This is a genomic window from Acidithiobacillus sp. 'AMD consortium', from assembly GCF_008926505.1.
Classification (GTDB): domain Bacteria; phylum Pseudomonadota; class Gammaproteobacteria; order Acidithiobacillales; family Acidithiobacillaceae; genus Acidithiobacillus; species Acidithiobacillus ferridurans.
Map to the genome: position 1 here is coordinate 846,063 of NZ_CP044411.1, position 17,597 is coordinate 863,659.

A 17,597-nucleotide genomic window follows, 5' to 3' on the forward strand; every position below is an offset into this window, starting at 1 on the left:
GTATTCTTTGGGGTTAGGCAAGTCGTGTTCAGTGGCTGTTCTGCATCTGCAGGACAGTCTGCTCTTTTTGGAATCCACCGAAGGCGTTGGGCATGAATTGTTCGACGGTAACCGACCGCTTCGTCATGCCGTCGTCAATATGGACGATGCGACCGTCATGGGTACCGATGTAACTGCCGACCGTAGCGCGATACACCTTATGATCCGGCGTGAGGAACACGGCCCAGAGCTTGCCCTGGCTGTCGCGAACGATGCCGGTCACGCTCAGGCTGGAAAGCGCGTACTTCTCCAGGGGTTGGAGTGGTCCATGACTGGCGGGACGTGGACCCGTGCTGGCGGCGGCGGCCTCCTTGCGAAGCAGCAGTTCCGAAAAGCTCGTGAAGGGGTCGCGATTTGTCGGATTTTCATAAGCCTTCGGCTGGTAAGCAGGGGTCTTGGGCAGCGGCGTGACATGCGCGCTGATTTTCGGTCCGTTGGCCACAAAAGCCTGAAGATGACTGAGGTTGTCGCTCTCCGAGCAGCCGCCCAGCAACGCCATGCCGGTAAGCACCATCATGAACCGGAAAGAACGCTTCATGACTTGCCCCCATTCTTGTTCCGGCCACCGGCATTGTCCCGGCTATCCAGGTAACGATAGGTGGTTGCCGTGCATTGCATGACCAGTTTCTGGGAGGCCTGCGCCTTGGCGAGGCTGGTCGCACCCGCATCAGGCATCCGCGCAATGTCGATATCGTTGATGGTGACGATACGGGGCATGGCGGCCACCGCAGCGGCGAAGCGACCGATATCATTGTAGGTACCGACCACTTTGAGCTTTACCGGAATTTTCGCGTAGAAATTTTTGTTGACCTCGCTGGTCGGCTGGAAAAGTTCGAAATCCAGCCCACGGCTGCGTCCCGCCAGGGTTACGTCATCCAGCAAGGATGGGATCTGGGTGCGGTTGGGCAACTGCTGCAGAAAGTCCTGAAAACGCCGGTTCATTTCTTTGATCTGGGCTTGGTAGGCGGGCAGGGAGGCGGCCAGCAACTGTTTTTGACGCACCTGGGTCTTCAGGCTGTCCTCCTGGGTTTTTAGCTGATGGTATTGGTTGTTCTCGGGTGAGATGAACTCCAACCAGGCCACGATACCGAGTATGAGGACGATGATAACGATGGCGACGAGTTTGGTTTTGGCGGGCCAGCGGACGATGTCGTCGATTTGCAGATTGCGGAGTTCGTCAAAGGTCATGGCCGGATCTCCTTATTCTGCGCAGGCGCGCCACTTTTATCCGCGGCAGTTGGCGTGCGGATGCTCATCTGCAGCGTGAATTGCCCTACTTCTTCATTACCCAGTTTGGATTTACTGATGATGTTGAGTTCCGGCTTCGCAAAAATCCTGGAGGCCTCGATGTTGCGCATGAATGCCGCGACCTGATCGTTTGCCTGGGAATAGCCGTCGACGGTAATGCTGTCGCCTACCTGCTTGAGGTGGGTCAGAAATACGCCATCGGGTGTAACCCTGGCGAGGGTATTGAAGAGACGCACCACCATATCCCGCTGGTCCTGCAGGTCAGTGATGATGCTCTCGCGGGCGAGCAGTTGGTCGCGTTTCTTGCGCAGGTCGGCAACGGACGCGATTTTTTGATCCAGTTGGGTGGTGACGTTTTGCAGATACTGCACTTTTTGCTGTTCGGCGGAAACGCGTGCGCTGAAAATGCTGTAGATGCCGTAGTAGAAAAGCGCGGTGAGCAGCAGGATACCGACGAGAGCTAGCGCCAAAAGCTGGCTGCGCTGAACCCGCCGGGCCTCCCGATAAGGCAGCAGATTGATGCGGATCATGCAGAAATCCTCCTTAACGCCAACCCGCAGGCCACCGCCAGGGATGACCGGTCTGCATCCATGAAACGACGACTGATCTGAGGGGCCATTTCCATGCCCGCAAAAGGATCTGGCACGTGGACCGGAAAGTTCACGAGCTGGCGCAGTTGTTCGGCAAGTTGCGGAATCCGGGCTCCGACACCAAAGAGATGCACCGATCCCGCCGGAATATCCGGCATACTGGCCTGAAAGAAATCCAGAGAGCGAAATAGTTCCTGGGCCGTGCTCCGGGTAAAGGGGCCGAGCACATCACGCCCGTAGTCCGGTGGTAGACCGCCGAAGCGCTCCATGCGTTGCGCATCGTTGAGGGCGAGGTCGTAGCGGCGCTGGATTTCTTCGATCAGACGACTGAGACCGAAATGATGTTCTCGGGAGTAAACCGGGTGGCCTCCCTGAAAAGCGTAAATGGTGGTGGTGATGCTACCCATCTCCACCAGAATGACTGCGCTGCCCGGAATACTGCGCTGGGGTGGGGACAGACTGGCAAGGTGCTCATACAACAACCAGAGCGCAAAGGGCTTGACGTCGACAATTCTGGGCTTGAGGCCGGCCTCTTCCAGCACCGCCGCGCGGTCTTCGACGGCTTCTTTTTTGCACGCCACCAATAATATATGGTTATACCCTTTTCTGTCGGCGTCTGGTCCGAGCACCGCGAAATCGAAATGGACGGCATCCATGCTATAGGGAATGTACTGGCCACCATCGAAGCGGATCTGCTCCTCCATACCCACCTCATCGAGGCCTTCCGGAAGTGCTATGACCTTGACGATGGCGGCATTGGCGGGCAGAGCGGTCGCCACGGCCTTGGTGCGGATGCGGGATCGTTCCAGAATGGCGCGCAGCGCGCGCCTGACCGCCTCGGTGTCGAGGATGTCGCGATCATTGACGGCGCCTGGCGGAAGCGCTTCGGAGTCGGCGTGTTCGACGCGAATTCCCCCCCGGGACTTCGAGAGTTCCACGAGTTTTACCGCGTCCGGACTGATATCCAGGCCGAGCAAAGGAGGACTTGGTAGACGCAGCACGTTTACTCCCTTTTTATAGTCTGACAGATACTACAACCAATGCGATTTGCAAAAAGCCAACAACGCTTGCGCAAGTTGTGAGGCTTTTGCGCAACTGGTAGAGGAGATTAGCCGCATTCCCGATTCTGTCAAGGCGGGCGGCGGCGGAAATTGTTACCATGCACCCAAACACCGGCGGTGCTGCGTGGCCGTCCGGTCTTCAGTGACGTGATCTGAGGAGTTTCATGATGGTAACGGACGAAGACTCCGATTCCCGGGATGCCGCGTGGATGGCGCTGGCGCTGGACTATGCAGCGCGTGCGGCAGGGCAGGGTGAGGTGCCCGTGGGCGCCGTCCTGGTGGATGTCGGCGGGCATCTGCTGGCGGCCGCGCACAATACGCCGGTGCGGGACCACGACCCCAGCGCCCACGCGGAAATGCGCGTACTGCGCCAGGCGGCACGGTCCCGGCAAAACTATCGGTTGACCGGCACCACCCTCTACGTCACTCTGGAGCCGTGTGTGATGTGTGTGGGGGCGCTGCTGCACGCGCGGGTCGCGCGTCTCGTCTATGGCGCGCCAGACCCCAAAGCCGGTGCAGTGGAAAGTCTCTACCAACTGTTGAAAGATGACCGCTTTAATCACCGCGTCATGGCGCAGGGTGGCTTGTTGGCGGAGCCATCCGCAACTCTGCTGAGGGATTTTTTCCAGGCGCGGCGCCGTGGCAAGCGATCCGGGATTGCAGGCATTGCCGGGGCTGAGGAGCGGGGGGAAGAGGAATGAAGCAGCACAGTAGTGTATGGCAGATGGACAATGGTGGTCGCGGACTCTACGATCTCACCCCGAAATTGCAGGAGTGGTTGGAGGAGGTGTGTGCTGGAGAGGGGTGGGTGAACCTCTTCGTCCCCCACACGTCGGCCAGTCTGTTGTTGCAGGAAAACGCTGATCCGGATGTGCAAAGGGATATCCTTGATTATTTTGCACGCATGGTCCCGGATGGTGATCCCGGCTTTCGTCATCGCAATGAAGGGCCGGATGATATGTCGGCACATCTGCGCAGCGCGCTGACCCAGAATAGTCTGATCATTCCGGTGCGGGAGGGGCGGGCGGGGCTGGGGGTCTGGCAGGGGGTTTTTCTGTTTGAACACCGGGTGCGACCAGTCAGCCGCCGGGTGCTGGTCAGCTTCCAGGGTGTTGTAAAGGAGGTGTAATGTCTGAGTTCATGAAATTATACAATGGCATGCTACGCGGCATCCGGGACTGGGCGCGCTGGGATACATTTCAGAAAACGCTGGTGGAACAGGCGGATGGCGGATGGTATGTGTATTTCGTCGGGGTGGATTTTCCGCAGGCGCCGCTGGACGCGGTGACCTTCTGCAAGGCGCTGGGTGCGATCGATATATTGTTGCATCACGACCACAAAGAAAGATATCTCGGCATCGTCTATGTGGATGATTTTGAACATCCGCAACTGGTCAAGATTTATGATCCCAACAATCTGGGTGCGTCCTGTGGCAGCAGCGGCAAAGTGGTTCCGGCCGGCTGGATACTCTCCCGGGTTCCTCCCGAGCCTTTGGGGGAGTTCGTGGTGCCCGAAGGACGCAAGCGCTGGTGGCGGGAGATTTTTCAGGACTGAGCGGGTTGGCATTGCCGCCCCGCCTTTTGCCCCCTTTTTGTCAACCAATCGCCAGGAGTACACATGGAAGCTGACCTCAAGCCCCTGGAATTCGAGGGTATCCGCCGGCTGCTCGAAAGGCTCTGCGCAACGCCTTTCGGGGCCGAAGCCGCGCGCAATATTGCCCCCGCCCCAACGCTGACGGCCGCTCGCCAGTTGCAGGCGGCCATCACCGCCGCCCGCCTGGGCCTGGAATCCGGTGAAGGCCCAGTCCTCCCGGAGCTGCCGGATGTACGGGCTGCCATCCGCCAGGTGGCCTCGCCCGGGGCGGCGCTGGCCGGCACCGCCTTTCGCAAGCTCGCACTGTTGTTGCGCGTCGGCGTGCAGTTGCGGCCTTATGTGGAAAACCGGCCGGCGCTTCTGCCTGCCGGACCCGAGCGCCTGGATGCGGCGGCGGACCTGTTGCCCCGGATGGACGCCGTACTCCTGCCCAACGGCAACGTACGCGAGGATGGTAATGAGGCGCTGCGCCGACTGCATGGTGAACTGAGGACGGAGCGCGAACAGATTCAGAAAACCCTGCAGGGGCACCTGCGGGTAGCGGGAGCGAAGATCCACTGGGCCGGTCAACGTGCTTGCGTGCATTTGCCCGATGGGGCGGCGGACAATATTCGTGGTGTGCGGCGCGGCACAGGTCCGGGCGGGCATGGTATCCTGATAGAGCCGATGGAGATGGTGGCGGGCAACAACCGGCTGGAGAAGCTCGCCGGCCATATCGAGCAGGAAAACCAGGCTATCCTCCGTGCCCTTAGTGACGCGGCACGTGACCGTCTGAGCGGCCTGCAGCACTTGGTGGAGTCACTCACCTGGCTGGATCTCGCCATCGCCGGCGCGCAACTGTCCATCCATCTCCATGGCAAAGCGGCGGAGATGGTGGATGAGCCGGTGCTGGTGCTGGAAGGGGCTTATCATCCACAACTGATCCTCGCCTATGCGGAGAAGCGTGGCCCCCAGCCCCGGCCGCTATCGGTGCATATCGATGCGGAGTGTCCGATTCTGGTGGTGACCGGACCCAATACGGGCGGCAAGAGCGTTTCGCTGAAGACGGTCGGATTGCTCACGGTGATGGCCCACTGCGGTTTGCACGTTCCGGTAAGCGGGCGCGCTGTGGTCGGAAATTTCACCCGCATTTTTGTGGATATGGGCGATCCGCAGAGCGTCGCTTTTGCGTTGTCTACTTATTCCGGCCATGTAGAAGTTCTCAAGAGACTGCTGGCGGATGCGAATGACCATACCCTTATCCTGCTCGACGAACTGGGCACTGGTACGGACCCGGAGGAGGGGGCCGCACTGGCGATGGCGGTGCTCGACGACCTGGCGGGACGCGGAGTGCGCGGAATGGTGACGACCCATCTCACGCCACTCAAGGCCTTTGCCGATGGCCACTCTTGTCTGCGTAACGCCTCCATGCGCTTTGATCAGGAGCGCCTGGAGCCCACCTATGATCTGCAGATCGGCGTGCCGGGGTCTTCCATGGGGCTGGCCATCGCGGCTCGGCGCGGGCTACCTGAGGCGTTGGTCAGCAAGGCACGCGCTTATCTGGAGTCTCTGCACCACCGGTAAAACAAAGCACTGACGACGGGCTATGATGCCATAACTGGCAAGCCGAGGGTGTAAAGGCTTTTTTATTTGACCTCACCGCAAAAAATGTCTAGCTTTTGCTGACACTTTGTTCCCAGAGGAGTATGACGATGACGTCCCCGACGACCACGCAGGAACGCCCCGGTCCCGGACAGCAGACAGAAGAGCTGACGGGAGCGGAGATTGTGGTCCGTGCCTTGCGTGACGAAGGCGTGGAATATGTTTTCGGCTATCCGGGCGGCGCCGTGCTGTATATCTATGACAAACTGGCCCAGGAAGATGCCGTCAAGCATGTTCTGGTGCGCCACGAGCAGGCGGCGGTACATGCGGCGGATGCGTATTCCCGGGTGACCGGCAAGGTTGGCGTGGTGCTGGTCACCAGCGGCCCGGGTGCCACCAATGCGGTTACCGGCATTGCCACGGCGTATATGGATTCCGTGCCCCTGGTGGTGATCACCGGGCAGGTGCCCGTTGCGCTCATCGGTAATGACGCCTTCCAGGAAGTGGATACGGTGGGTATCACGCGGCCCTGCACCAAGCATAATTTTTTGGTGAAGGACGTTCGTGATCTGGCGAGCACCCTGAAGACCGCGTTTTATCTGGCGGCGACGGGACGACCTGGGCCAGTGCTGGTGGACATCCCCAAAGATGTCACCAGCCATAAGGCCGCCTATCACTATCCCGAAAAAATCACTCTGCGTTCCTACAAACCGACGGTGAAAGGTCACTCGGGGCAGGTGCGTAAGGCGTTGCAGACCATTACCAGCGCGCAGCGGCCGATGTTCTATACCGGCGGTGGCATTATCCTTGGTAACGCCTCTGAGGCGCTTCGCAAGCTGGTCCGTACCCTGGGCGCACCCATTACCCATACCCTCATGGGGTTGGGCGCTTATCCGGCGTCAGATCGCCAGTTCCTCGGGATGCTGGGCATGCATGGCACCTATGAGGCCAACATGGCGGTGCAGCATTGCGATGTGCTGGTGGCCCTGGGTGCGCGTTTTGATGACCGTGTCACGGGTAACCTCGCCAAATTCGCGCCGCACGCACGGATTGTACATGTGGATGTCGACCCTTCCTCCATCTCCAAGAATGTACGGGTGGATGTGCCCGTCGTCGGCGATTTGCAGCAGGTGCTGCTGGAGATGAATCATATGCTGGAGGAGAACGATCAACGCAACGACCCCCAAGCCATGCAGGCCTGGTGGGCACAGATCGAGGAGTGGAGGGGGCGTGACTGTCTGCACTATAACCAGGATGATCGCGTCATCAAACCGCAGTTTGTGGTGCAGAAACTCTTTGAACTGACGGAAGGTAACGCCATCATCACCTCGGATGTGGGGCAGCACCAGATGTGGGCGGCACAGTTTTATGGTTTTGACCGGCCACGGCGCTGGGTCAACAGTGGCGGGCTGGGCACCATGGGCTTCGGGCTTCCGGCGGCCATGGGCGCACAGGTTGCCGAGCCGGATTCGACGGTGGTCTGCATTACGGGTGACGGCAGTATCCAGATGAATATTCAGGAGTTGTCCACCTGTCTACAACATCGTTTGCCCGTCAAGGTGGCGTGTCTCAACAATCATTATCTGGGGATGGTGCGCCAGTGGCAGGAGTTCTTCTATGAGAACCGTTATGCGATGAGTTATGTGGATGCCTTACCGGATTTCGTCAAGTTGGCCGAAGCCTATGGGCACGTCGGTCTGCGCGCCCACACGCCTGCCGATGTGGAACCGGTGATCCGCGAGGCACTGCGTCTGAAAGACCGGATGGTGTTCATGGACTTCCAGGTGGACCCGACCGAGAACGTCTACCCCATGGTGCCTGCGGGTGCAGCCCTCTCCGAAATGATTCTGGTATAACCATGCGCCATATCATTTCCATTTTACTGGAAAACGAGGCGGGGGCCCTGTCGCGGGTGGCGGGGCTGTTCTCGGCGCGTGGCTATAACATCGAGGCGATGACGGTCGCGCCGACCCATGACCCGAGTATCTCGCGGATGACCGTGGCTACCCGCGGCTCCGACGAGATCATGGAACAGGTCCTCAAGCAGTTGAACAAGCTGGTGGAAGTGGTCCGCGTCCATGACCTGACCGAAGGACCGCATATCGAGCGTGAGTTGATGCTCGTCAAGGTCCATGCCATGGGGCCGGATCGCGAGGAAGTCAAAAGGCTGTCGGATATTTTCCGGGGGCGCATCATCGACGTGACGGATCGTTCCTATACCATGGAGCTGACTGGTACCGGCGAGAAGCTGGACGCCTTTATTCAGTCTCTTGATCCCGGCATGGTCATCGAGGTGGTGCGCAGCGGGGCCAGTGCCATCAGTCGCGGTGCCAAGGCCATATAGGATCGGAACAAATCCGTTTATCATCCCTTAACCGATATTTAAGAGGCTCAACATGAAGGTTTTTTACGATAACGATGCCGATCTCGCCCTGATCCAGAAGAAAAAAGTGGCTATCATCGGCTATGGTTCCCAGGGCCATGCCCATGCGTTGAATCTCAAGGATTCCGGCGTGAGCGTAGTGGTCGGCCTGCGCAAGGACTCTTCCTCCTGGGAGAAGGCCAGCAAGGCGGGGCTGGAAGTCAAGGAAGTGGCTGCAGCCGTGGCCGCAGCCGATGTGGTGATGATCCTGACCCCCGATGAAGGCCAGGGCGCACTGTACCGCGATGAGATCGCACCGAATATCCGGCAGGGCGCGGCACTGGTATTCGCCCACGGCTTCAACATCCATTTTGGCCAGATTCATCCTCGTGCCGATCTGGACTGCTTCCTGGTGGCGCCCAAGGGTCCGGGGCATCTGGTGCGTTCCACCTACACCCAGGGCGGCGGTGTACCCAGTCTGATCGCGGTGCATCAGGATGCCAGCGGCAATGCCACCAATATCGCCCTGTCTTACGCCAAGGCCAACGGCGGCACCCGTGCCGGCGTGATCGAGACCAGTTTCCGGGAAGAGACCGAAACTGACCTCTTTGGCGAACAGGCGGTGCTTTGCGGTGGTGCCACGGCGCTGGTGCAGGCGGGTTTTGAAACGCTGGTGGAAGCCGGCTATGCGCCGGAAATGGCCTACTTCGAGTGTATGCATGAGTTGAAACTGATTGTCGACCTCATGTACGAAGGCGGCATCAGCAACATGCGCTACTCCATTTCCAACACCGCCGAATACGGCGACCTGACCCGCGGCCCGCGCGTCGTCAATGCGGATACCAAGGCGGAAATGAAGAAGATTCTCACAGAAATTCAGAATGGCCAGTTCGCCAGGGAATTTATCCTGGAGAATCAGTCTGGTAGGCCGACCATGCAGGCCATGCGCCGGATAGGTGCCGAGCATCCCATCGAGGTGGTGGGCAGCAAGTTGCGTTCCATGATGACCTGGATTGGTCAGAGCCGGATCGTGGACCGCTCGCGTAACTGAGTTCGCAACCAGGATCGGCGGCGATCTGCACGGGGTGAAATAGCTGTGGGCAAAAACGCAATTTGCCTGTGGTGATTCCGCCCTTTTATCGTTGCCCGGCTCCTGATACGCTCCGCGCATGAAAACAGACTATCCATATCCGTTGCTGGCGCGCGAGGGTTGGCCTTTTATCGCACTCTTTCTGGGTGTGGCCATCGTGCTCCAGGTGCTCACCAACAGTTGGTGGGCATTGCCCTTCTATCTGCTTTTTCTCTTCAGTCTTCAGTTTTTCCGCGACCCGCGGCGACCGTTGCCCACTTTGTCGGAGCGATCAGTGCTGTGTCCGGCAGACGGCAAGGTAATCGCCATCGAGCAGGTCGAAGACCCCTATCTTTCCCGTCCCGCGCTCAAGATCAGCATTTTTATGAACGTGTTCGATGTGCACGTCAATCGCATGCCGGTCAGCGGACAGGTGCAGAAAGTCTGGTATTTCCCCGGTAAGTTCTTCAATGCTGCCCTTGACAAGGCATCTCTGGAGAATGAACGCAACGCCCTCTGGGTCAGGACGGGCGACGGCAGCGATGTGACCGTCGTGCAGGTGGCAGGCCTGGTCGCACGACGTATCGTCTGTTATATCGGTGCCGATGCGGCAGTGGTGTCGGGGCAGCGCTTCGGCTTTATCCGCTTCGGTTCGCGGGTGGACACCTACTTGCCGCTGGGTGCCCAGCCTTTGGTGGCCATAGGGGAGCGGGTGCGTTCCGGCGCCCAGTGTATTGCGACCTTGGGTGTGCGGCAGGCATGAATCCCAGATATCCGCGCCGTGGCGTTTATGTCCTGCCCAATCTCTTTACCACGGCCAGCCTTTTTGCGGGTTTCTACTCCATCATCGCTTCCATCAATGGCCACTACCGAGTGGCGGCCATGGTCATCTTCATCGCGATGATGCTCGATGGGCTGGACGGGCGTGTGGCACGGATGACCCATACGGAAAGCGCATTCGGCGCGGAATATGATTCATTGGCGGATGTGATCGCTTTTGGTATGGCACCGGCCATTCTGGTTTTTCTGTGGGGGCTGCGGGATTTCGGCAATTTTGGCTGGCTGGGGGCCTTTGTTTATACGGCCTGTGGCGCCCTGCGCCTGGCTCGCTTCAATACCCAGATACATAGCGCATCCAAGCGCTACTTCCAGGGTTTGCCCATACCTACGGCAGCGGCCGTGCTGGCCAGTCTGGTTTGGGTGGCGGTAGGGGAGGGATACCCCTGGCTGACGCAGATCAGCGAATATCTGGCGCTGGGACTGGTCTACGCGCTGGGTTTGCTGATGGTCAGCAATGTTCGCTTCCGCAGTTTCAAGGATTTCGACCTGCACGGGCGGGTGCCCTTTGCGTTGGCGATTCTGGTGGTGCTGGCGGTCGCCCTGGTGGCCGTGCATCCGCCGCTGGTCCTGTTTATCGCCGTGATTTCCTATGTAGCGATAGGTCTGTTGCAGACCCTGTGGCAAATTCGCAGCCGCCGTATTCAGCGTCAGCGCGGTGGTTCCGGCCACTGATCCGGCGGTTCTTCCGTCGCGCCCCAGTGCAGGGCACGTAACTGGCTGAATTTTTTGTGTTGGTGTGCCTGCATACGGGTGAGAATGTCGTTCAGGGTATGCACCGCCTCCACGGCGTACGGGCCTTTGTTGAGCATCACGCACTCGGCGCGTACCCCCATGGCCGCGTCAGTGAATTCGGGCCGGGAGATGACGCCTTTTTTGGTGAGTTGTTCCAACACCTGAGTGGCCCAGATGACGGGCAGATGTGCCGCCTCCGCCAGCCAGAGTATCTCTTCCTGGACTTCTGCCAGCCGTTCCGGACCCACTTCGACAGCCAGATCACCGCGCGCGATCATTACGCCCATCGGTTGGCGCCCGAGCGCGGCAAGCAGGATCTCCGGCAAGTGGTGAAAGGCGCTGGCCGTTTCTATTTTCGCGATGACACCCAAGTGTTCGCCTTGCCGCTGACGCAGGGCCTCCAGCATGCTGCGCATGTTCCCGGCGTTCTCCACAAAAGAAAAACCGACGAGATCCGCCAGGGGAATAATCGTGCCCAGATCGTCCAGGTCTTTGGCGCTAAGAGCCGGAAGTTCCAGGGCGAGGCCGGGAAAATTGAGACCCCGGTCCGGCAGCAGGCGGGCGCCTCCTGGTTTGGTTTTGGTGATGCGCAGTAGCGCTCCTTCGGAGGTCTGTTCCAAGACTACGGCGGCGATCTTGCCATCGTCCACCCACACCTGCTGACCGATGGGCAACTGGGGAATGACCTCGGGGACGGTGCAGGAAATCCTGGCCGGCCGCCCGTTCAGGGCGGGTCCGCCGGGTCCGCCCTGACTTTGCAGCAGGAGCGAATCGCCGATTTCCAGATGCAGGGGGACGACGCTTTGGGGAATGCCGGCGAAGTATCCCTGCACATGGCGGCGGCGCCGGCTCTGGCAACGGTTCCCGGCAGTGAAATAACAGCCTTGCGTGGCTTGCAGCGTGATCACCTCGTTTTCAACCCGTTCCACCACCAGCACACGCTCCTTGCCGCGGGCGTCGTGGCAGAGCAGGTCTTCGCCCTGCTGGGGCATCGCGCTGCCGGATACCAGGAGGAGCAGGCAGTCCACTCCCGAGGGCAGCGAGGATGACGCCTGATGGCAGGCCATCGCGGTCATGCGCGCCGGTTCCAGCAGACGGCCGAGGCGGTCCCGTTCGGGACGCAGATGGATCACTCCCGGTGCATCGGGAAGGGGGCCGGTGCGGATCTTATGCCCGGCGAGGTCGGCGAGAATTCGGCAGGGCTGGCCCGTATCCCGACTCGCGGTACGAACCTGTTCAGCGAGCCTCCGCCATATGCCTGGGCTATCATGGGCGCAGTTGATCCGCGCGATGTTCATGCCGGCAGTGAAGAGTCTGCGGAAAAAATCGGCATCGTCGGCGCGATCGCCGGACAGGGTCACCATGATGTGGGTGCTGCGCTGGTGCGGCGGACTGCCGAGTAGGGCCAGGGTGTTGTCCGTAAGAGCCCGCTGACCCTGCTCCCGAGTGATGGCCGTGGCGTCGCTGAAATCGGCGGGTGGCATTTGCAGGGCAGCATACAATATCTGCAGGGTACACTGCACGCTGTCGAGCACGTGACTTTCGGCGCGGCCGAGGGAAGAGAGTCCAGCGTCTGACAGGGCCCCCTGCAGGGGGCGCAAATCGACGCTGCGCAGAGCCAGGTAGTGCAGCATGTTACGGATGCCGGGATGCCACGGCAGGCTGGGGTCCTGCTGCTCCAAAAGAGGAAGTTGGGCCGCTTCACTCTGGACAATCCGCGTGCGAAGCCCTTCAAGGGCTTCCCGAAGGTCCTGCCATGCCTTGTTCAAGCGTTTCGGCCGCTGCGTCATAGCCGAAGTATATCCGATGAATATTGCAGTATGATGACAGTATGGCTTCGTCTGGAAAGAGGATATGCTGAACCCTCCATAGGGGGGCAGTCCTACCTGGCGGGTGCCAGTGATCGCGGTTGATCGTGAACCCGTGGGGGCCGAAGGAGAAGGGAGGTTTGGCAGATGTTTAACCAGATATTACTGGCGGCAGACGGGAGCGATGCCTCCGCAGCCGCAGTGGCGACCGCCATTGGACTGGCGCGGGAGCAGCGGGCCCAGTTGCTGGTCGTGCATGTCGTCGATGTCTACGCCATGTATTTCGCAACGCCTGAGTCCATCGACTTTCTGGTGGCTGCCGGCGAAGGCATCCTCAAGGCGGTACAGGACCAGGCGCTCCAGTCGGGCGTGGTGGCCCACACCAAACTGCTGCAGTCGGATGTGGGCGGGCGTCATATCAGCGAATTGATCATCGATGAAAGTAACGCCTGGCCGGCCGACCTGGTTATCATCGGCAGTCATGGCCGACGCGGCCTGAACCATTTTTTGCTCGGGAGTGTTGCGGAGGGGGTTTGTCAGCGCGCCAGGACGCCGGTGCTTTTGTCGCGATAGCGAAGCCCTGCGCGGCGGTAGTCCGGTAGGAAGGGTTTTTTCCGTTGGCGGCATTTATTGGGACAGCGGGCAGCGCATGGGCGGCGCGTCAGTGACCCGGCTGGTGTTGTGCCCAGCGCACGGTTGGTAATTGACTGAGTATGTCGGGATTCTGCCAGCCGGGCTGACGATGTTCGATGAGCACATCGGTGGTGATGCCGCCGCGCACATACCAGCGTCCCAGCAGGCGCAGATAGCGCGGGTTGATCAAGCAGATCAGATCGTCGGCGATACGGTTGGTCATCGCTTCGTGAAAGGCGCCCTCGTCGCGGAAGCTCCAGAGGTAGAGCTTGAGGGATTTCAGTTCGACATTGTGCTGATCCGGGATAAAATCCAGCATGAAATGCGCAAAGTCGGGTTGTCCCGTTAGCGGGCAGAGGCAGGTAAATTCGGGCAGATCCATGTGTACCACATAGTCCCGCTCGGGGTGGGGATTGGGGAAACGCTCTAATTCCCTGCTGGGTTGACTGGGCATTCGCAACTCCTCATCATCGGTGCTTCATCCATTCGGCACACTATAGCAAAACACCCTTTCATGCGCCTCTCGGCCATCATCCTTCAGGGCTTTAAATCTTTTCGCGAAAGTACGCGCATCCAGTTCGACGCCAATCCGGTGGTGATCATCGGCCCCAATGGCTGCGGCAAATCCAATACCGTTGATGCGGTGCGCTGGGTACTCGGTGAATCCTCGGCACGCCAACTGCGCGGTGGCTCCCTCAGTGACGTGATCTCCAATGGCGGCGGCAGTCGGCCGGCCGCATCGGTGGCGACAGTCGAACTGCGCTTCGATAACAGTGACGGGGCGGCACCGGGTGCCTTTGCCGGAGCGGCTGAAATCAGCGTCCGGCGCAGTCTGGACCGCAAGGGCGATGGCCATTACCGGATCAACGGCGCCCGCTGCCGGCGACGCGATGTGGGGGATCTGTTTCTCGGTACGGGACTCGGCGGCAATGCCTACGCCATCGTTGAGCAGGGGACCGTCGGGCGCATCGTCGATGCGCGGCCGGACGATCTGCGCGCCATTCTCGAAGAGGCGGGGGGCATCAGCCGATATAAGGAGCGTCGGCGGGAGACCACACAACGCATCGCCGAAACGCGGGAGCACCTTCAGCGCTTGTATGATATCCACGGCGAGATGGACGGCCAGTGGCAGCGCCTGCAGCGGCAGGCCGAGTCTGCGCAAAGGTTGCGCGCCCTGCGGATGGAGGAGCGTCAATGGCAGTGGTGGGGTCTGACCCTGCGCGTGGATGCCCTGGAAGCAGAGCGTCGGCAGAGCCTGGAGCAGCGCTCCCGGCTGCAGGCGAAATACCGAAGGGAGGAGCACCTTCTTGACGCGGTGACCCAGTCCCTGGACCAACTCCGTGCGGAGGACCGGCGCATGCAGGAAAACATCGCCGCGGCGCAGGGCGAACTGTATGCGGTGCAAGCCCAGCAGAGCGATATGGAACATCAGCTGCGAGAGCACCAAGCTGCCCTTCAGCGCGTGCAGACCAGTCTGGACCAGGGCCAGGCACAGCAGCAGAAAGTCCGGTCTGAGCAGACATGCCAGGCGGAAGACGAAAACCAGCGGCAGCGGCGTTTGCAGGATTTGGCTGCGCGACGGCAGGCACTGAGCGGCGAGGAGGACAGTGCCCGACGCCTGCGGCGGGAAGCGGAGCGGGAACTCGAAAAACAGGATGAGGAACGTCAGAACCAACAACAGGCTCTGGCCGAAATGCGTCGCAAACGGGATGTGACGACGGCGCAAATCCGCGAACTGGAGCCTCGCCTGGAGGATATCGAACGCCGCCTGCAGCAGCAGTCCGCGAACATACCCTCGGAACGCGCCGCCATGGAAGCCCTGGCAGCGCTTTGCGATGCCGCAGAAACCGTGTTGGCGGAAGCCGCATCGGACCTTCGGACACATCGGGAAGCGCTGGAAACCCTCCAGACCCGGATCGTCGTTTTGCGAAATGCCCGCGATGACACTCTGGCCAAGGCGCAGGAATATGGTGCCCGGCAGAAGGCGCTGGAGGGCCTGCTGCAGCGGCTGCAAAAACCGCAGGCGCGAAATGACCCCGCTGGCTCGCGGCTGGTGGACCAGATGCGCGTGCAGCCCCGCTGGGAGCGTGCGCTGGAGGAGGTCTTGGGCGATCGCCTGAACGCTCTGGTGATGGAGGGCAACAACATGGTCACCCAGGGCAGCATGTTGTGGGTGAGCACGGTCATGCCGGTCGATCTGCCGCCGGATGCGTTGCTGCAGGTCTTGGAAATGCCTGAGACTTTAACTTTGGGATTGAGTGACTGGCTGTGGGGGCTGCGCATGGCGCCGGACTTGGCCTCCGCCCTTGATCAACGTCACCAGCTACGGGCGGGAGAGGCCTGGATTACGCCGCAGGGGGTGCTGGTGCATCGTTCCGGGGTCGCGTATCCGGAGCATGAAGACGGCGCCAGCCTGCTCCAGTGCCGCCGTGAATTGGCGGAAAATGGGGAGTGTTTCCAGCGGGCGCAGGCGGATGCAGCCGCCGCCCATGCCGCGTTGATCGCGGCGGAACAACAGGCGCGCACCCTGCAGGAGCAGGTCAGAAGGGCAGATGCCCGCTGGCAGGAGATGGGCCGGCAAAGCGCCCGGGAGCGGGAGTCTCTGGTTCGTCTGCGCAGCCGGGTAGAGACAGAAGAACGGCAGCGTGCGGAAAGGGCGGCCGAGTCCCAGCGCCTCGACGTCGAACGCAACGCCTTGGAAACTCGTTTGTATGGACTTCGTCAGGAACTGGCGGCTGACGACCGCGGATGGCAGGACCTCGAGCAGGCGGTGCTGGACTCTCGACGGATGACGGATACGTTGCGTCGCCGGGTGGACGAACTGCGCGGAATTCATGGACGCGTGCGGGGGGAATATCAGGCGCTGGAACTCCGGCAGCAGCGCCTGCAGGCCGAATCGGAAGCCGCCATCGCCCGCGCCAAAGACCTGCAACAGCAGTGGGACCAGCTTGCTGCCACTGTCGCCGAGAATGAAGGGGAACTGCTTCGGCTACAGGCTGCCCTTCCGGAAATGCTCGAGGCACGAGATGCGGTGGGAGCATTGCGGGCGGATCGTAGTGTGCATCTGGAGGCCTTGCAGTCAGCGGCACAGACTGCAGAGCAGCAGATTCGCGAACAGGAAAGCCATCTCCATGCCCTGGACAATGGGTTGCGCGCCTTGCAGAAGTCCGAGGCTGCCGTCGATCAGCAACTCGCGGGCCTACAGGCGCGTCTGGATGAACTGCAGCAGCGTGCCGCAGTGCTTGCGCAGGATTTAGGCGACGATCCGGGGCCTTGCCCGGATGCGACACGCTGCGAAGAGAGTCTTACCCGAATCGGCGCGGCCATCGCCAGCCTCGGCAACGTGAATCTAGCCGCGGAAGACGAGTTGCGGGAACTGGAAGGGCGCCGCGATAACCTGCAGGCTCAGGTGGAAGATGTGGAATCTGCTCTGCACGGCCTGGCGGAGGCTATGGCGGCCATGGATCTGGAGACGACGGTTCGCTTTCGAGACACCCTGGATAAGGTCAATCAGGCCTTGCAGGAACTCTTTGCCGTTCTTTTTGGCGGCGGACAGGCGCAACTCAGTCTGGTGGGCGAGGATGTGCTGGACGCGGGACTGGTGCTGCGCGCCCAGCCTCCGGGCAAGCGTAACGCCACTCTGCAGCAGCTTTCCGGTGGCGAAAAGGCCCTCACCGCCATCGCGCTGGTGTTTGCGCTGTTCCACCTGAACCCCGCGCCCTTCTGCATATTGGATGAAGTGGATGCGCCACTGGACGACGCAAATGTGGGGCGATTCTGTCATCTGGTGCAGAAAATGGCGGCGCAGACCCAGTTTTTGATTGTGACCCACCGCAGCCTGACCATGCAGGTCGCAGAGCAACTGGTGGGTGTTACCATGACCGAACCGGGTGTCTCCCGCGTCGTACGGGTGGATGTGGCGGATACCCTGGCGCAGACAGCCTCCCGTGAGGGAACTGCGCCCTAGTGCGGATTCCGGCTGGAATCGATGTTTCCGGATATTAGTACAACGCCATATCAACATGTTATAGTATCGCTTCT

The 17,597-nt window shown here is 60.5% G+C and carries 17 protein-coding genes; 11 read left to right on the forward strand and 6 right to left on the reverse strand.

All coding sequences use genetic code 11. From position 1 onward, the window contains the following. Window positions 1–28: 28 nt before the first annotated feature. From F6A13_RS04485 to pilM, 4 genes are read right to left on the reverse strand one after another with little or no spacing between them, the layout of a single operon-like run. Window positions 29–577, reverse strand: a complete 549-nt coding sequence (locus F6A13_RS04485) for a pilus assembly protein PilP (RefSeq protein WP_126605108.1) — start codon at window positions 575–577, stop codon at window positions 29–31. Further along, window positions 574–1,227 (reverse strand): type 4a pilus biogenesis protein PilO, encoded by a 654-nt coding sequence (locus F6A13_RS04490; protein WP_113527037.1) that lies wholly within the window; start codon window positions 1,225–1,227, stop codon window positions 574–576. The genes F6A13_RS04485 and F6A13_RS04490 overlap by 4 nt, the downstream gene beginning before the upstream one ends. Continuing rightward, window positions 1,224–1,817 (reverse strand): PilN domain-containing protein, encoded by a 594-nt coding sequence (locus F6A13_RS04495; protein ID WP_113527036.1) that lies wholly within the window; start codon window positions 1,815–1,817, stop codon window positions 1,224–1,226. The genes F6A13_RS04490 and F6A13_RS04495 overlap by 4 nt, the downstream gene beginning before the upstream one ends. Continuing rightward, the gene (gene pilM, locus F6A13_RS04500) at window positions 1,814–2,878 is read right to left on the reverse strand and encodes a type IV pilus assembly protein PilM (protein ID WP_113527035.1); all 1,065 of its coding nucleotides are present in this window, start codon (window positions 2,876–2,878) and stop codon (window positions 1,814–1,816) included. Before pilM ends, F6A13_RS04495 begins: the two co-directional genes overlap by 4 nt. A 227-nt stretch (window positions 2,879–3,105) precedes the next feature. Here pilM and tadA point away from each other — a divergent pair, with 227 nt between their 5' ends. The 9 genes from tadA to pssA all read left to right on the forward strand — a co-directional run bounded on the left by tadA (window position 3,106) and on the right by pssA (window position 11,055). Then, window positions 3,106–3,639 (forward strand): tRNA adenosine(34) deaminase TadA, encoded by a 534-nt coding sequence (tadA, locus tag F6A13_RS04505; protein ID WP_113527034.1) that lies wholly within the window; start codon window positions 3,106–3,108, stop codon window positions 3,637–3,639. Continuing rightward, entirely contained in the window at window positions 3,636–4,067 is a 432-nt protein-coding gene (locus F6A13_RS04510; RefSeq protein WP_113527033.1) for a secondary thiamine-phosphate synthase enzyme YjbQ, read from the forward strand. Before tadA ends, F6A13_RS04510 begins: the two co-directional genes overlap by 4 nt. Further along, a complete protein-coding gene (locus F6A13_RS04515; protein WP_113527032.1) occupies window positions 4,067–4,492 on the forward strand; it encodes a hypothetical protein in 426 nt (141 codons plus the stop codon). Before F6A13_RS04510 ends, F6A13_RS04515 begins: the two co-directional genes overlap by 1 nt. A gap of 63 nt (window positions 4,493–4,555) precedes the next feature. Beyond that, window positions 4,556–6,094, forward strand: coding sequence for an endonuclease MutS2 (locus F6A13_RS04520; protein WP_113527031.1), 1,539 nt, complete (start codon window positions 4,556–4,558; stop codon window positions 6,092–6,094). 128 nt (window positions 6,095–6,222) lie between these two features. Next, window positions 6,223–7,968: a biosynthetic-type acetolactate synthase large subunit gene (gene ilvB, locus F6A13_RS04525; protein ID WP_113527030.1), complete on the forward strand. Its 1,746-nt coding sequence runs from the start codon at window positions 6,223–6,225 to the stop codon at window positions 7,966–7,968. Window positions 7,969–7,970: 2 nt separating this feature from the next. Beyond that, window positions 7,971–8,456, forward strand: a complete 486-nt coding sequence (ilvN, locus tag F6A13_RS04530) for an acetolactate synthase small subunit (RefSeq protein ID WP_012606634.1) — start codon at window positions 7,971–7,973, stop codon at window positions 8,454–8,456. A gap of 52 nt (window positions 8,457–8,508) precedes the next feature. Then, window positions 8,509–9,525 (forward strand): ketol-acid reductoisomerase, encoded by a 1,017-nt coding sequence (ilvC, locus tag F6A13_RS04535; protein WP_113527029.1) that lies wholly within the window; start codon window positions 8,509–8,511, stop codon window positions 9,523–9,525. A gap of 118 nt (window positions 9,526–9,643) precedes the next feature. Beyond that, the gene (locus F6A13_RS04540; protein WP_113527028.1) at window positions 9,644–10,306 is read left to right on the forward strand and encodes a phosphatidylserine decarboxylase; all 663 of its coding nucleotides are present in this window, start codon (window positions 9,644–9,646) and stop codon (window positions 10,304–10,306) included. Further along, a complete protein-coding gene (pssA, locus tag F6A13_RS04545) occupies window positions 10,303–11,055 on the forward strand; it encodes a CDP-diacylglycerol--serine O-phosphatidyltransferase (protein ID WP_012536330.1) in 753 nt (250 codons plus the stop codon). The genes F6A13_RS04540 and pssA overlap by 4 nt, the downstream gene beginning before the upstream one ends. Here the strand turns inward: pssA and F6A13_RS04550 are convergent. Then, entirely contained in the window at window positions 11,031–12,905 is a 1,875-nt protein-coding gene (locus F6A13_RS04550) for a pyruvate kinase (RefSeq protein WP_126605115.1), read from the reverse strand. The two genes, pssA and F6A13_RS04550, sit on opposite strands and share 25 nt — an antisense overlap. Before the next feature lie 165 nt (window positions 12,906–13,070). Here F6A13_RS04550 and F6A13_RS04555 point away from each other — a divergent pair, with 165 nt between their 5' ends. Next, window positions 13,071–13,496, forward strand: coding sequence for a universal stress protein (locus F6A13_RS04555; RefSeq protein ID WP_113527026.1), 426 nt, complete (start codon window positions 13,071–13,073; stop codon window positions 13,494–13,496). An 88-nt stretch (window positions 13,497–13,584) separates the two neighbouring features. Here F6A13_RS04555 and queF read toward each other — a convergent pair whose 3' ends face one another. Then, a complete protein-coding gene (gene queF / locus F6A13_RS04560; protein WP_126605116.1) occupies window positions 13,585–14,010 on the reverse strand; it encodes a preQ(1) synthase in 426 nt (141 codons plus the stop codon). Window positions 14,011–14,070: 60 nt separating this feature from the next. Between queF and smc the strand changes: the two genes are divergently transcribed. After that, window positions 14,071–17,523: a chromosome segregation protein SMC gene (gene smc / locus F6A13_RS04565; protein ID WP_151528112.1), complete on the forward strand. Its 3,453-nt coding sequence runs from the start codon at window positions 14,071–14,073 to the stop codon at window positions 17,521–17,523. Window positions 17,524–17,597 lie beyond the last annotated feature (74 nt).

What these genes read in the sequence shown, in the direction of transcription:
- F6A13_RS04485 (WP_126605108.1), bottom strand. Translation starts at nt 577, where the DNA reads ATGAAGCGTTCTTTCCGGTTCATGATGGTGCTTACCGGCATGGCGTTG.
- F6A13_RS04490 (WP_113527037.1), bottom strand. Translation starts at nt 1,227, where the DNA reads ATGACCTTTGACGAACTCCGCAATCTGCAAATCGACGACATCGTCCGC.
- F6A13_RS04495 (WP_113527036.1), bottom strand. Translation starts at nt 1,817, where the DNA reads ATGATCCGCATCAATCTGCTGCCTTATCGGGAGGCCCGGCGGGTTCAG.
- tadA (WP_113527034.1), top strand. Translation starts at nt 3,106, where the DNA reads ATGGTAACGGACGAAGACTCCGATTCCCGGGATGCCGCGTGGATGGCG.
- F6A13_RS04510 (WP_113527033.1), top strand. Translation starts at nt 3,636, where the DNA reads ATGAAGCAGCACAGTAGTGTATGGCAGATGGACAATGGTGGTCGCGGA.
- F6A13_RS04515 (WP_113527032.1), top strand. Translation starts at nt 4,067, where the DNA reads ATGTCTGAGTTCATGAAATTATACAATGGCATGCTACGCGGCATCCGG.
- F6A13_RS04520 (WP_113527031.1), top strand. Translation starts at nt 4,556, where the DNA reads ATGGAAGCTGACCTCAAGCCCCTGGAATTCGAGGGTATCCGCCGGCTG.
- ilvB (WP_113527030.1), top strand. Translation starts at nt 6,223, where the DNA reads ATGACGTCCCCGACGACCACGCAGGAACGCCCCGGTCCCGGACAGCAG.
- ilvN (WP_012606634.1), top strand. Translation starts at nt 7,971, where the DNA reads ATGCGCCATATCATTTCCATTTTACTGGAAAACGAGGCGGGGGCCCTG.
- ilvC (WP_113527029.1), top strand. Translation starts at nt 8,509, where the DNA reads ATGAAGGTTTTTTACGATAACGATGCCGATCTCGCCCTGATCCAGAAG.
- F6A13_RS04540 (WP_113527028.1), top strand. Translation starts at nt 9,644, where the DNA reads ATGAAAACAGACTATCCATATCCGTTGCTGGCGCGCGAGGGTTGGCCT.
- pssA (WP_012536330.1), top strand. Translation starts at nt 10,303, where the DNA reads ATGAATCCCAGATATCCGCGCCGTGGCGTTTATGTCCTGCCCAATCTC.
- F6A13_RS04550 (WP_126605115.1), bottom strand. Translation starts at nt 12,905, where the DNA reads ATGACGCAGCGGCCGAAACGCTTGAACAAGGCATGGCAGGACCTTCGG.
- F6A13_RS04555 (WP_113527026.1), top strand. Translation starts at nt 13,071, where the DNA reads ATGTTTAACCAGATATTACTGGCGGCAGACGGGAGCGATGCCTCCGCA.
- queF (WP_126605116.1), bottom strand. Translation starts at nt 14,010, where the DNA reads ATGCCCAGTCAACCCAGCAGGGAATTAGAGCGTTTCCCCAATCCCCAC.
- smc (WP_151528112.1), top strand. Translation starts at nt 14,071, where the DNA reads ATGCGCCTCTCGGCCATCATCCTTCAGGGCTTTAAATCTTTTCGCGAA.